This window comes from Cupriavidus gilardii (assembly GCF_013314895.1).
Classification (GTDB): domain Bacteria; phylum Pseudomonadota; class Gammaproteobacteria; order Burkholderiales; family Burkholderiaceae; genus Cupriavidus; species Cupriavidus gilardii_C.
Genome location: NZ_JABTYE010000003.1, coordinates 194,094 through 207,541 on the forward strand (window position 1 = coordinate 194,094; position 13,448 = coordinate 207,541).

The 13,448-nt window shown below is 67.3% G+C and carries 13 protein-coding genes; 6 read left to right on the forward strand and 7 right to left on the reverse strand.

From position 1 onward, the window contains the following. Nucleotides 1-2: 2 nt before the first annotated feature. Both HTY53_RS04185 and HTY53_RS04190 read right to left on the reverse strand, forming a co-directional pair. A complete protein-coding gene (locus HTY53_RS04185) occupies nt 3-1,178 on the reverse strand; it encodes an efflux RND transporter periplasmic adaptor subunit (protein ID WP_174105198.1) in 1,176 nt (391 codons plus the stop codon). Nucleotides 1,179-1,340: 162 nt separating this feature from the next. Beyond that, entirely contained in the window at nt 1,341-2,996 is a 1,656-nt protein-coding gene (locus HTY53_RS04190; protein ID WP_174105199.1) for a RecQ family ATP-dependent DNA helicase, read from the reverse strand. A gap of 311 nt (nt 2,997-3,307) precedes the next feature. On the opposite strand from HTY53_RS04190, the gene HTY53_RS04195 reads away from it, so the two are divergent. Continuing rightward, nucleotides 3,308-4,477: an MFS transporter gene (locus tag HTY53_RS04195; RefSeq protein WP_238512221.1), complete on the forward strand. Its 1,170-nt coding sequence runs from the start codon at nt 3,308-3,310 to the stop codon at nt 4,475-4,477. Nucleotides 4,478-4,531: 54 nt separating this feature from the next. On the opposite strand, the gene HTY53_RS04200 is transcribed toward HTY53_RS04195, so the two are convergent. Then, a complete protein-coding gene (locus tag HTY53_RS04200; protein WP_174105200.1) occupies nt 4,532-5,920 on the reverse strand; it encodes an FAD-binding oxidoreductase in 1,389 nt (462 codons plus the stop codon). Nucleotides 5,921-6,348: 428 nt separating this feature from the next. Here HTY53_RS04200 and HTY53_RS04205 point away from each other — a divergent pair, with 428 nt between their 5' ends. From HTY53_RS04205 to HTY53_RS04215, 3 genes are all read left to right on the forward strand, one after another. Next, complete coding sequence (locus HTY53_RS04205) at nt 6,349-6,855, forward strand: VOC family protein (protein ID WP_254599802.1); 507 nt, start codon at nt 6,349-6,351, stop codon at nt 6,853-6,855. A gap of 135 nt (nt 6,856-6,990) precedes the next feature. Beyond that, entirely contained in the window at nt 6,991-7,275 is a 285-nt protein-coding gene (locus tag HTY53_RS04210) for a hypothetical protein (protein WP_174105201.1), read from the forward strand. Nucleotides 7,276-7,538: 263 nt separating this feature from the next. After that, a complete protein-coding gene (locus tag HTY53_RS04215) occupies nt 7,539-8,390 on the forward strand; it encodes an EamA family transporter (RefSeq protein ID WP_174105335.1) in 852 nt (283 codons plus the stop codon). A 73-nt stretch (nt 8,391-8,463) separates the two neighbouring features. Here the strand turns inward: HTY53_RS04215 and HTY53_RS04220 are convergent, their stop codons facing one another. The 3 genes from HTY53_RS04220 to HTY53_RS04230 form a co-directional block, all read right to left on the reverse strand. Continuing rightward, nucleotides 8,464-9,561, reverse strand: a complete 1,098-nt coding sequence (locus tag HTY53_RS04220) for an NADH:flavin oxidoreductase/NADH oxidase (protein WP_174105202.1) — start codon at nt 9,559-9,561, stop codon at nt 8,464-8,466. Between the two features lie 67 nt (nt 9,562-9,628). Further along, a complete protein-coding gene (locus HTY53_RS04225) occupies nt 9,629-10,318 on the reverse strand; it encodes a type 1 glutamine amidotransferase domain-containing protein (RefSeq protein WP_174105203.1) in 690 nt (229 codons plus the stop codon). A 126-nt stretch (nt 10,319-10,444) separates the two neighbouring features. Continuing rightward, nucleotides 10,445-11,038 (reverse strand): TetR/AcrR family transcriptional regulator, encoded by a 594-nt coding sequence (locus tag HTY53_RS04230; protein WP_174105204.1) that lies wholly within the window; start codon nt 11,036-11,038, stop codon nt 10,445-10,447. Nucleotides 11,039-11,291: 253 nt separating this feature from the next. Here HTY53_RS04230 and HTY53_RS04235 point away from each other — a divergent pair, with 253 nt between their 5' ends. Then, complete coding sequence (locus tag HTY53_RS04235; protein ID WP_174105205.1) at nt 11,292-11,747, forward strand: DUF6932 family protein; 456 nt, start codon at nt 11,292-11,294, stop codon at nt 11,745-11,747. A 348-nt stretch (nt 11,748-12,095) separates the two neighbouring features. Further along, on the forward strand, nt 12,096-12,767 hold the full coding sequence (locus tag HTY53_RS04240) for a DsbA family oxidoreductase (RefSeq protein WP_174105206.1): 672 nt from the start codon (nt 12,096-12,098) through the stop codon (nt 12,765-12,767). 28 nt (nt 12,768-12,795) lie between these two features. On the opposite strand, the gene HTY53_RS04245 is transcribed toward HTY53_RS04240, so the two are convergent. Further along, the gene (locus HTY53_RS04245) at nt 12,796-13,413 is read right to left on the reverse strand and encodes a GNAT family N-acetyltransferase (protein WP_174105207.1); all 618 of its coding nucleotides are present in this window, start codon (nt 13,411-13,413) and stop codon (nt 12,796-12,798) included. Between the last annotated feature and the right edge of the window lie 35 nt (nt 13,414-13,448).

Here is a 13,448-nt window from a genome sequence, read left to right on the forward strand (position 1 = left end):
GTTCAACGCTGTGAGACGGCAGCGGCGCTGGCGGGGATTGCGCCGTTTGCCGGTGCGGCCGCCGTCAGCGGCAGCGGACGGACCTTGATGCCAGGCCGGACGAACTGCAGCCCCTCGACGATCAACCGTTCGCCCGGCTGCAGGCCCGCGCTGACCAGCCAGTTGTCGCCGATCACGCGTTCGGCCTCGATCCGCCGCAGTTCGACCTCGTCGTTTTGATTGACCAGCAGCGCGGTGGCCTGCCCCTTCGCGTCGCGCGTGACGCCGCGCTGCGGCGCCAGGATGGCCGCCGGCCGCACGCCCTGCTGCATCCGGGCCCGCACGAACATGCCGGGCAGCAGCTCGTGGCGCGGATTGGGAAACACCGCGCGCAGCGTCACCGAGCCGGTGCCGGTGTCCACCGCCACCTCGGTGAATTCGAGCCGGCCCGGCTCGGCATACTCGCTGCCGTCCTCGAGGATCAACCGCACGCGCGCCGCGTTCTCCCCTGCCGCTTCCAGGCGACCCGCCGCAAGATCGCGGCGCAGCCCGAGCAGCGCGGACGACGGCTGCGTGACGTCGACATAGATCGGATCGAGCTGCTGCACGGTGGCCAGCGCGTTGGCCTGCCCGTTGGTGGCGAGCGCGCCCTCGCTGGCGAAGGAGCGGCCGATGCGCCCCGAGATCGGGGCGAGCACCCTGGTGTAGCGCAAGTCGATCGCGGCGCGGTCCACCGCCGCCTGCGCCGTCAGCCAGGCCGCGCGCGCCTGCTCGTATTCCTGCTGGCTCACCGCCCGATCGCGCGCGAGCCGCTCGTAGCGCTGCGCGGTCTGCCGGGCGGACTCCAGCGTGGCCGCCGCGCTGGCGGGCGCGGCCTGGTAGGTGGACGGATCGATCTGGTACAGCTGCTGGCCCTGCCGGACCTCGCTGCCCTCCTTGAACAGCCGGCGCAAGATGATGCCGTCGACCTGCGGCCGAACCTCGGCGACGCGGTAGGCCACCGTACGGCCCGGCAGTTCGGTGCTGAGCGCCACCGGCTGGTGTCGCAGCGTGACATAGGCGACCTCGGGAGTCCGCGCGGCGGCGGGGGCGTCCTGCTTGCCGCAACCGGCAAGAACCAATGCCGGCAACAGGATCAAGCCAGTGACTGGCCGATGGGGAAACGAGCGGAAGGCGGGGAAGGCTGGACGGAGAGGCATGGCGGCATCGAAGAACATCGGGCGGCACCGATGCTATCCGTCCATGCCGGTCAGGCTGCTGGCAGGAGGCTGACGGTTTTGTCATGTATTGGAACGTGCGCGGCGCAAGCGCGTTTCCGCACGCTCGCCGGCAGCCGATCCGGCCGGGCCTGTGCTTCGCGGCTAGGCCTCGCGCTTCAGATAGCGCGGCACGAAGCGGCGGATCGCGCCGTCCGGGAAGCGCACATCGACGCGTTCGCGCGTCGTCGCGACGACGGTGCCGACGCCATGGCGGCGGGCCCGCACCTTGTCCCCTTCGGCGAAGCGCGGTGCGGTGGCGGGGCCTTTCGCTTCGGGAAGCGGCTCGACCGGATGGCGAGCGGCCTCGGCGGCTCGCACACAACTGTCGCAGGTGCCGCAGCGTTCGGGGCCGCCATCCTCGCCGTAGTACTCCAGCAGCATCGCCCATCGGCAGCGGCCGCTGCGCGCATAGTGCAGCATGGCTTCGAGCGTCGCGCGATCCTTGTCGCTGCGCTCGGCGTACTGCGCCGCGATGGCCCGCACCGCCTCGGCATCGTTCTTGCCCGGCTGCCGGCTGTAGCTGCCGTCCTTGTGGCGCCGAACGATGTCGGCCTCGCACAGCATCGTCAGCGCGACCTGCAGCTTGCGCCTTGCGACGTTCGGCAGCTGCTCGTGCAGCGCGTCGAGCGACAGCGGCGCCGCGGCATCGCGCTCCCGCATCGTCGCCACGATCTGTTCGAGCGACTCGGCGCTGGGATAGCGGTTCGACAGAAAGAACTGCTGCACCCGCTTGTCGCGTTCGTCATGCAGCAGCGTGCAGCGTGCCGGCTCGCCATCGCGGCCGGCGCGGCCGGTTTCCTGGTAATAGGCATCGAGGCTGCCCGGCAACTGGGCGTGCACGATGAAGCGAACGTCCGGCTTGTCGATGCCCATGCCGAAGGCATTGGTGGCGACCATCACGCGGCACTCGCCCGACATGAACGCCGTCTGGCTGTCGCGGCGTTGCGCGGCGGTGCAGCGGCCGTGATACAGGGCCACGTCCAGGCCCGCCTCCTTCAGTCCTGCATGCAGGCGCTCGGCTTCGCGCACCGTGGCCGCGTAGACGATGCCCGCGCCGTCTTCGCGCGCGGCCAGGCTGCGCACCTGCGCCAGCCGCTCGTCGTCGCCGGCGACATGCTGGACCGCGTAGACCAGATTGGGCCGGTACAGCCCCGCCTTGACCACGCACAGCGACTGCAGATCGAGCTGCGCGGCGATATCGTGGATCAGCGTGTCGGTGGCGGTGGCGGTCAGCGCCAGCACCGGCGGCCGTCCGAGCGCGCGCACCGCATCGGGAATGCCGAGATAGGCGGGACGGAAATCATGACCCCATTGCGAGATGCAGTGCGCTTCGTCGACCACCAGCAAGGCGACGCGGTTGCGCCGGATCGACGCGATGACGTCCGGGTCCTGCAATTGCTCCGGCGTGGTCAGCACGATTCGCTCGTCACGGCGGGCCAGGCTGTCGAGCGCGGCATCGGCCGCGGCGTCGCCGACGGCGCTGTTGACGACGGCCGGGTCCATGCGCAGTTCGTCCAGCTTCTCGGCCTGGTCCTGCATCAGCGAGATCAGCGGCGATACCACCACCGTCAGGCCATCGAGGTACATCGCGGGCACCTGAAAGCACAGCGATTTGCCGCTGCCGGTCGGCATCACCGCCAGCGTGTCGTGGCCCTTCAGCACGCTGTCGATGACTTCGGCCTGTCCGGGGCGCAGCTGCTGGATGTCGAAGCGCTCGCGCAGCAGGCGCTGGATCGGGTCGGGCAGCGTGGTCGTCATGTCGAAGCGGCGGCTGCAATTTCCGTGCCGCACGCGGCGGCGGCGCTGGCGCCACGATCGCGCCGCAGCGGTCCGTCTTTGAGAAAAATTGACACCCCCGAGCGGACGGACTTACGCTCGGTCGTCCCTGGACATGCCCCGCACGCCGCCTTCGGCCGCCGCGCCGCACGCCCTTCCGGGCACCGCAGTACCACCATACCGATAACGACAACTCCCTCCGAGACAGCCGCGCCGTGCCTTCTTCACGCCCGAATCCCTCGCTGCTGAGCGAGCTGCGACCCGCCCTGCCGATCCTGATCGGCGCTTCCGTGATGCTGAGCCTTGCCATGGGCCTGCGGCAAAGCCTGGGCATCTTCATGCCGCCGCTGACGCGCGACATCGGCATCTCGGTTTCCGACTTCACCGCCGCGATCGCGGTGCAGAACCTGGCGTGGGGACTGCTGCAGCCGATCGCCGGCGCCTGGGCGGTGCGGGTCGGCTTCCGGCCGCTGATGATGAGCGGTGCCGCGCTCTACGTGCTGGGGCTGGCGCTGCTGGCCGGGGCGCAAGGGATGATCGGCGTCACGCTCGGTGCCGGTGTCGCGATCGGCGCCTCGATGGCATGCACCGGCAGCGCGATCGCGATGGCGGTCGCGGCCCGCCCCATCTCGGCGACGCTGCGCAGCACGGTGCTCGGCATCGTATCGGCGGCGGGATCGCTGGGCGCGCTGATTGCCGCGCCGATCGGTCAGGTGGTCGCGCAGGGCTACGGCTGGCGCGTCGGCATGGTGGCCTTCGTCGTGCTCGCGCTGGCAATGCTGCCGGCCGCGTGGTTCGCCGGCCGCGTCGACCGCCTGCCCGCGCCGGTGTCGGCGAGCGGAATCGAGCAGAACGCGCGCGAGGCGCTGGGCACGGCGCTGCGCCATGCGCCCTTCCTCGTGATGGCGCTGGCGTATTTCGTCTGCGGCATGCAGCTGGTCTTCCTGACCACGCATCTGCCGTCCTATCTCGATATCTGCGGCATGGACGCGATGTTGAGCGCGCAGGCGCTCGGCGTGATCGGCGGTTTCAATGTGCTGGGCAGTCTGTTCTTTGGCTGGGCCGGCGGCCGCGTCAACAAGCTGCTGTTGCTCGGCGGCATCTACACGCTGCGCTCGCTGGCGCTGATCTGGTACTTCTCGTCGGCGCCGACGCCGGAGAGCACGCTGGTGTTCGCCGCGGTGATGGGCTTTCTGTGGCTCGGCGTGGCGCCGCTGGTGGCGGGCTGGATCGCCGAGACCTTCGGCCTGCGCTGGCAAGCGATGCTGGGTGGCGTGGCCTTCTTCAGCCACCAGATCGGCAGCTTCGTCGGCGCCTTCGGCGGCGGACTGCTGTTCGACGCGCTCGGCTCCTACACGCTGGCGTGGCAGGTCGGCGTATCGCTGGGCCTGGCCGCGGGCCTCGCGCAGATTGCGTTTGCCGTGGTGACGCGGCCGCGGCCGCCGCAGGTGGCGACGGCGTAGGCCGCGCCGCCGGGCGGCGGTACCAGACGAAACGGCGCGTCTGCCTGATGTCCGTTATTGCGCCGGGCGGATGTTCTGATTGCCGCGGAACAGATTATCGGGATCGTATTCGCGCTTGATCTGCGCCAGCCGCGCATAGTTGGCGCCATAGGCGGCATCGACGCGGGTGGTCTCGTCCTGCGTGAGGAAGTTCACGTAGACGCTGCCCAGCGCGAACGGCGTCAGCGCATTGAACAGGCCGCGCGTCCATTGGATGCAGCGCTGATCGTCGGCGGCCTGTTGCCAGCGGCCATGGATGTTCATCACGAAGTTGGCGTCGCGATGCGCATAGGCCGTGGCGTCCACCGGCACACGGCCGACGTGGCCGCCCAGCGCGCCGATGAAGATCTCGCATTCCGGCGAGGGCAACGTCGCAAGGCCGTCGTTCAGCACGGCCAGCATGCCGTCGTCGAGGCGCGCGAAATTGTGCGACTTCCAGTAGTTGCGTGCGCCCGGCGTCAGCAGCGGATCGAAGGCCTTCTGCCAGGCGGTATAGGGCATCGGTCCCAGATGTTCGCCATAGGGCTGGCCGAACTCGCGAATCGGCGCGATCGCGTCGGGGCCGTCCGCCGACGGGCCGATATGACAGGCCGCCAGCGCCATCACCGGCTTGCCGTGCACCTCGGGCGGCAGGAAAGGCAGCGGCGGCGCGAGGCGGAACACCGCCCATACCGTCACCTCGTCCGGCGCGGACTCCATGAAGTCCCGATAGCGCGGAAATACCTGTGCGGCCTGTTCGAACGGATAGACCACCAGTCCGCCGTAGATCTCCGGGCCGACCGGATGCAGCTCGAACTCGAACAGCGTGACCACGCCGAAATTGCCGCCGCCGCCGCGAATGGCCCAGAACAGTTCGGGTTCGTTGTCGGCGTCGACGCGGCGGAAGGTCCCGTCGGCCGTGACGATATGCGCGCCGAGCAGATTGTCGACCGTGGTGCCGTACTTGCGGCTGATCCAGCCGAAGCCGCCGCCCAGCGTCAGCCCGGCGACGCCGGTAGTCGAATTGATGCCGGTCGGCGTCGCGAGCCCGAAGGCCTGCGCCTCATGATCGAAATCGCCGAGGGTAGCGCCCGGATCCACCCAGGCCACCCGCGCCTGCGGATCGACCGCCACGGAACGCATGGTCGACAGATCCAGCACCAGCCCTTCGTCGCAGACCGCGGTGCCGGCAATATTGTGGCCGCCGCCTCGCACCGCGGCGCGCATGCCGTGCCGGGTGGCAAAGCGGATCGCGTTGATCACGTCGGCGGCGCCGGCGCAGCGTGCGATCGCCGTCGGCCGGCAATCCACCGTGGCGTTCCACACCTTCCTCGCTTCTTCATAACCCGGATCGTCGGCCTGCAACACCGCTCCGCGCATACCCGATTTCCATTGGTCGATGGTTTCCCTGGTCACACTGGTCATGGCGCACCTCGTCTTACTTTTGACGCAGCGTCCTCGACAGGCTGTCCGGCCCGAGGCCGCGCGGTGGCGGGGTGATGGCCATCACGTGGTGTGCATGCCCGGATCGATCGGTCTGCGACCTGGGAGGATGAGGGTAGGAAGGCGGGATCGGCGGAGGGCGCTGGTGCGGAACATTTAAGGCACGGGGTCGGCAAATGTAAAGCCGCGCCGGGGGCCGGACATTGCAGACAAAGGCAAGCCGGATTTGCCGGTGTCGGTGTTGCCGCCGCACGAGATAAAATCGCACCGTCGAAAAAGACAGCGGCGGTATCGGTTAGTCCGCCCGCCCCGATTTCAGGGGTTCTGTCGGCCCGCGCCGACCCGCGACCTTCGCCCGCCGCTGGAGTGGGCAGGGCCGCGCGCGTCCATATCGCCTCCGCCCTCGATCCATGCCCGGTTTCGGCGAAGCCTTTCGTTCAACGCTGGTCCGGCTGCCGCATTGGCATGCCGTTCCGCCTATCAGCGAGGCCATCATGAAACAAAGCATCTCCGTCGTTACCCTGCCCGTCGCCGACCTGGATCGCGCCAAGGCCTTCTATTGCAGTGGACTGGGCTGGTCGCCGGTGTTCGACAACGGCGACATTGCGTTCTTCCAGTTCAATGGCTTTGTGGTCGGGCTGTGGAACAAGAGCTCGTTCGAAGCAGAGATCCATGGCCCGTCGAACACCGGTGCGCGCGGTTCGGCGCTCGGCCATAACGTCGAGTCTCCCGAGGAAGTCGACCGGCTGATGGCACAGGCGGTGGCGAGCGGCGCGACGCTGGTATCTCCGGCGCGCGCTCTGCCATGGGGCGGCTATTCCGGCTATTTCGCCGATCCGGACGGGCACTTGTGGGAGGTCGCCCACAACCCCGCCTGGCCCATCTCGCCCGAGGGCTACGTCACCTTCGCGAGTTGAACCCCGCTGCTGCAAGGGCCGCTGTCGGAATCGGCTGACAGCCGATGCGGCCCGACGCCGGTGTCCTGCGGTAACCGCCCCGGCCTATGCTGGCGGCGTTCGGCCTGCATGGGCCGGCACGCAACGGGAGAGGCGATGGACTGGATCGACATGCTGCAATGGCCCGCGATGGCCATCACCGTCGCGGCCACCTGGCTGATCGGTTCGCGAGTCGCCACGCGCCGCAAGGTCGGCTTCTGGATCTTCCTGCTCAGCAACGCGCTGTGGGTCATCTGGGGCCTGCACACCAGCGCCTATGCGCTGGTGGTGCTGCAATTCGCGCTGGCCGCGCTGAATTTGCGCGGGATGCGCAAGGCAAAGCAGGTCGAACAGGATGGGGGAACGCAGGCAGGGCCGGCGGGAAGTGCGGAGGCGCAGTAACGGCCGTTCCCTCCAAAGTGAAATGCCCCGATCGCGGATCGGCGTTGTTCCACGGAAGCGGGGTCTCGCCAAACGGTGTCCCGCCGGCTTCGAGCGGCTGCCCTACACGCGCCACCTTCCACTACACTTGCGGCTTCGTTCCCTGCGCGCCGGCATCGCGCCGCGCGGTTTCGATCGGCTCGCCGACCGGATCAAAAAAACAAGAAACCGTGTCCTCTCCCGCTTCCCAAGACCGTTCCACGCTGCTCGCCGTGCTCGCCCTGATGGGCTCGATGGCGTCGCTGTGCGTCGGCACTTCGTTTGCCAAGAGCCTGTTCGACGCAGTTGGCGCGCAGGGCACCACCGCGCTGCGGGTCGGGTTCTCCGCGTTGATCCTGCTGACCGCGTGGCGGCCGTGGCGGTGGCCGCTGAAGGGAGCCGATGCGCGTGCCATCGCGCTGTACGGCGCGGCGCTGGGCGCGACCAATCTGATGTTCTATATGTCGCTGCGGACGGTGCCGCTCGGGCTGGCGATTGCGATCGAGTTCACGGGGCCGCTGGCGGTGGCGATCGCCTCGTCGCGCCGCGCGATCGATTTCGTCTGGATCGCCTGTGCGGTGGTGGGCTTGCTGTTGCTGCTGCCGCTGCGGGAGCACGCGGACAATCTGGATCCGGTCGGCATCGGTTACGCACTCGCCGCGGGCGTCGGCTGGGCGCTCTATATCATCTTTGGCCAGCGCGCCGGCAATGCCCACGGCGGTCAGGCGACGTCGCTGGGCCTGCTGATGGCGTCGCTGGTGGTCTTCCCGTTCGGGCTCGCCCACGCGGGCACGGCGCTGTTCAGCCCGCCGTTGCTGCTGGCCGGGCTGGCGGTGGGCATCCTGTCGAGCGCGATCCCCTATTCGCTCGAGATGGTCGCGCTCAAGCGGCTGCCGCGACGGACCTTCGGCATTCTGCTCAGCATGGAGCCGGCGATGGGCGCACTGGCCGGTCTGGTGATGCTGCACGAGCAGCTGAGCGCGACGCAGTGGCTGGCGATCGGCTGCATCATCGTCGCCTCGATTGGCTGCACGATCACCGCCGGTGGGCGACGCTCCCCCGAAGCCCAGGCACGCGGCACCGGCACCGCGGGATGATGGGCCGGCGATCGCCGGATGACGGGCCGATGATGACGTTCAACGCCCCGCCGTAGCGGGGCGTGCATCGCGATCACGCAACCTTGTAGCGCTCGAGCCAGTGTGCGTACGGCGCGGGCAGCGTCCACGAGGGGCGCTCGACGCCGAGCACCTTTGCCGCGTGGTACGGCCAGTGCGGATCGGCCAGATGCGCGCGGCCGACCATCACCAGGTCAAGCTGCTGCTGCGCCACGACGCGTTCGGCGAGCTGCGGCGTATCGATGCCCCAGGCCGATGCCACCGGCAGCCCGGTCTCGCGGCGCACGCGCTCGGCCACCGGCGCGAGGAACGCGGGGCCCCACGGAATGTTCGCCTCCGGCGTCGAAAAACCCACGCTGACGCTCAGCATATCCAGTCCTTCCTGCTTCAATCGCTGCGTCAGCGCGATCGATTCGTTCAGCGTTTCCTCGTCGCGCCCGTCGTACTCGATCACGCCAAAGCGCGCGGTCAGCGGCAAGTGCTCCGGCCAGACCTTGCGCACCGCCGCCAGCGTCTCGACCAGGAAGCGGCCCCGATTCTCCGCAGAGCCGCCGTAGATGTCATCGCGCTGGTTGGAGTGCGGCGAGAAGAAGCTCTGCGCCAGGTAGCCATGCGCGAAATGCAACTCCAGCCATTCGAAGCCGAGGTCGCGTGCCCGTACGGCGGCGGCGACGAAGTCGGCGCGTACGCGGGCGATATCGTCGAGCGTCATCGCGCGCGGAACCTTCGGCAGGCCGGCACCGAACGGGATCGCCGAGGGCGCGATGGTCTGCCAGCCGCGCGGATCGCCTTCGGGAATATGGTCGTCGCCTTCCCAAGGGCGGTTGGCACTGGCCTTGCGCCCGGCATGGCCGATCTGGATGCCGGGCACCGCGCCGGCCGCCTTGATGGCACCGACCACGGGGGCGAAGGCCTCGGCCTGCTTGTCGTTCCACAGGCCGGCGCATCCCGGCGTAATGCGGCCTTCCGGCGAAACGGCGGTGGCCTCGGCAATCACCAGCCCGGCACCACCGCGCGCGATGCCGGCCAGATGGACCTTGTGCCAGTCATTGATGACGCCTTCCTCGGCGACGTACTGGCACATCGGCGGCACCGCGATGCGGTTGCGCAGCGTGACATCTTTCAGTTGGAACGGTTGGAACAGCGCGGACATCTATTTGTTTTCCTTCAGTGAGATCAATGCAGAGCAACAGCGCGTCAAAAAGCGGGACGCGAGGTAATCAACGGCCGCGTGCGCCGAGGCTGGCCAGCAGCGCGTGCGCGACCGATTCGGACGAGGCCGGATTCTGGCCGGTGATCAGCAGCCCGTCGGTGACCGCATGCGGCTGCCAGTCCGACGCCTTTTCGTAGCGGCCGCCGTTGGCCTTCAGCATGTCCTCGACCATAAATGGCACCACGTCGGTCAAGCCGACCGCCGCTTCTTCCGTGTTCGCAAAGCCGGTCACAGCCTTGCCCTGCACCAGCGGCTTGCCGTCGGGCCCTTTGACGTGGCGCAGCACGCCGGGCGCGTGGCATACCGCCGCGACCGGCTTGCCGGCGGCGATGGCGCGTTCGATCAGCGAGATCGAGTGCCGGTCTTCGGCCAGATCCCACAGCGGGCCGTGGCCGCCGGGATAGAACACGGCGTCGAAATCGTCGATCGACACTTCGGCCAGCTTGCGCGTCGACGCCAGCGCGGCGCGCGCCTCGGCGTCGGCCTCGAAGCGACGGGTCGCGTCGGTCTGCGAAGCGGGGTCGCTACTCTTCGGATCGAGCGGCGGCTGCCCGCCCAGCGGCGAGGCCAGCGTGATCTGCACGCCCTGGTCGCGGAACACGTAGTACGGCGCCGCCAGCTCCTCGAGCCAGAAGCCGGTCTTTTTGCCGGTGTCGCCGAGGCGGTCGTGCGAGGTCAATACGATCAGCAGTTTCATGAGACGAATCCTTGTCGGTTCGGTAAATCAGAGACAACCGAATTAGACCGGTCGTCTAGTACCAAGATCAAAAAAACGACGCGATGGCGCGTCGCCACCGGCGGTCTGTCCGCCGGCCCTGCTCTTCTACGACAACTGCAGCAATTGCCGCGTCGCGGTCATCGCCAACGCGAACGGCTTGCCGTCCTGCCGGAATTTCCCCAGCAGCGTGGCCCCGAGCCACAACTGGTACAGCGTCGTGGCCAGCGCGTGCGGGTCGCCGATGTCTCGCAGCGAACCGTCGCGCACGCCCGCCTCGATGCAGGCGGCCAGCCGCTGCACGATCTGCCCGGTACCGCGCTCCAACACCGCGCGCATCGCCTGTGACAGGTCGCACACCTCGGCTCCAAGCTTGACCGCCAGGCACTTGCCCTCGGGATCGTCGGCGTTCTGCGCGTTCTGCCACTCGGTCCAGTAGCGCAAAAGCCGCTGACCATGATCGCCCTGCCCGCGCACCAGCATCTGCTCGAGGTGCGCCAGGTAGTCGGCGAAATACGATTCCAGCAGCGCCTCGCCGAACGCCTCCTTGGAGCCGAAATAGTGATAGAACGAGCCCTTCGGCACCCCCGCCGCCTGCAGAATCTCGTTCAGCCCGACGGCCGAGAACCCCTTGCGCAGCATGATGGGCTTGGCCGTGTCGAGGATGTGCTGGCGGACGTCAGCGGTGGTGGTAGGTGCCATGGAACGGGATGATAGCAGAATTAGACCGGTCGTCTAGTGTCGTTATAGGCTTGCCGGACTAGGGCGCCAGCACTTTCGAGAATCGGCATGCTCGTGCGCTTTTGCTCCAAAGCGCCGCAATACTGTATGGATGTACAGGTATATTCATGGCCTGCCTTGCCTCCATAAGGGTGTGCGCTGGCAGCGTCACTGGACAATCTACGCGTTCAAATCAGGCGCACTTCTCGTACCGACGCTAGTGAGGAATCGAACCTTGCGTAAGCCGGACTACCCCTCTTTGTGGCCTCCCGGGCGTCACAGGATTTCGCTCAGGGACTTTCGCGCTGTCGCAGTGGAGCGGTTTCCGCACGATGGGCGGCGGCGAGAGTTGTATCTGCGGTTGGAAGCTTGGATAAAGCGGCTTCAGTCCCTCGGCGTAAAAGCAACACTCTGGCTCGATGGTTCGTTCACGACGGAAAAGCCGGGTCCAAATGACATCGACTGCATTCTGTGGAATCCGCGCGTAGACGGCGACATGACCGAGGCCACAAAGCAGGGCCTCGGTCCGCTGATTGACAAGGATCATGTAGACCGTGAATTTGGCTTGGATTTTTTTATAGAGGGACCCTGGAGCGGCGACCGCTTCCAACGGGAGGCTTACTGGTCTGGCGTTTTTGGTTTTTGCCACGACCGAGTTACAGCGAAGGGATTCGTGGAGATCGCATTGTGAGTGCCAAATTTCTCGAACAGCATCTGAAGGCTTTGACAGCGTTCGCCAGAGAAACAGAGGAACAGCTACGGAGGAATCCTCAGGACTTCTGGTGCGCGGCAGCGCTAAAGGCACAGTACCAGGCCATTGCTAAAGCGTCGCGTGAGCTTGCCATCGCACGGGCAGCAGAGGCGCATGAATCATTGGAGTTGCGGGTTACTGCGCCTCGCGCGGAGACTCAACGTTTGAGCAGCACCTGAATGGCTCCATCGGCGCTCCCCTGCAGAAACGGGCTATTCAAGCTACCCTGTTGGGCTCGATTGCAGCCATATCCCACGGTCGCACGCACCAATCTCTGAGGAATCCCATATGCCCCCGCCCATCAAGATCGATTTCGTCTCCGACATCGCCTGCCCCTGGTGTGCGATTGGCCTGTCCTCGCTGCAGCTGGCGCTGTCCCGTCTTGGCGACGAGGTCGATGCCGAGGTGGTGCTGCACCCGTTCGAGCTGAACCCGGATATGGGACCTGACGGCGAGGCCATCGTCGATTATCTGGGCAAGAAGTACGGCCGCACGCCGGCGCAGATTGCCGAGACGCAGGCGACGATTCGCGAGCGCGGTGCCGACGTCGGCTTTTCGTTCGGTCCGCGCGAACGCGTGTACAACACCTTCGATGCGCATCGGCTGCTGCATTGGGCGCGGCTCGAGGGCAGGCAGGTGCCGCTGAAGCTGGCGTTGCTGCGGGCTTATCACGGCGAGGGCAAGGATCCGAGCGATCACGAGGTGCTGATCGAGGCCGCGAAGTCGGCTGGCCTCGATGGTGCCGCGGCGCGGCGCGTGCTGGACAGCGGCGACTATGCCGACGAGGTTCGCGCGGAGGAACGGGAATACCAGTCGATGGGCATCCACTCGGTGCCGTCGATCATCTTCAACGATCGGTACCTTATCACCGGCGGACAACCGGCCGAGGCCTTCGAACGGGTGATCCGGGAGATCCTCGCCGAATCGGCCGGCCAATCCGGCGCATCGGCTCCGCTGTAGTGCCGCGTTAGCCGTACGCCCGCGCGGCTCACCGCATCGCGAACCAGTCCTCCGGCAGCCACTCGGTGGCTTGTCGGGCCGGCGTCAGCATCAGGGTGGCCTCGTGCAGCAACGCATCGCCCGGATGCAGCCGCACGGAAAATCCATGCTCGCGCAGGATCGCCAGCATGCGGCGGTTCTCGCTCAGGACCTCCCCACGCAAACCCCGCAGGCGTTGCGTCCGCGCGCCCTGCACCAGTGTCTGCACCAGCCGGCGGCCGATGCCGCGGCCCTGCCAACGGTCGGCCACGACGACGGCCAGTTCGGCCACGCCCTCTTCCCCGACCACGTATTCCCCATTGGCGACGATGCTTTCCTCGCCGTCGCCATCGCCGCGGACCGTCAACACCAGCGCGCAACGGCTGCGGACGAATTGCCCGATCAGATCGTCGGATACCTGCCCACCGGTCAGGAAGCGGTAATAGCGGCTCTCGCGCGACAGGCGATCGACGAAGGCGCGCTGGCGGACAAAGTCATCGAGCCGTACGGCGCGCGCCGTCAACGTTTGTCCGCCCTTGACGGTCCAGGTCTGCGGAAAGTCGCCGAAGACCAGCGGCCTGGCAAACAAGAAGGGGGCGATTTCGGCGGCTCGCAGTACGGCGGGCATGGCTGGCATCCTGACTTCATTTGTCGTAGTCAGAG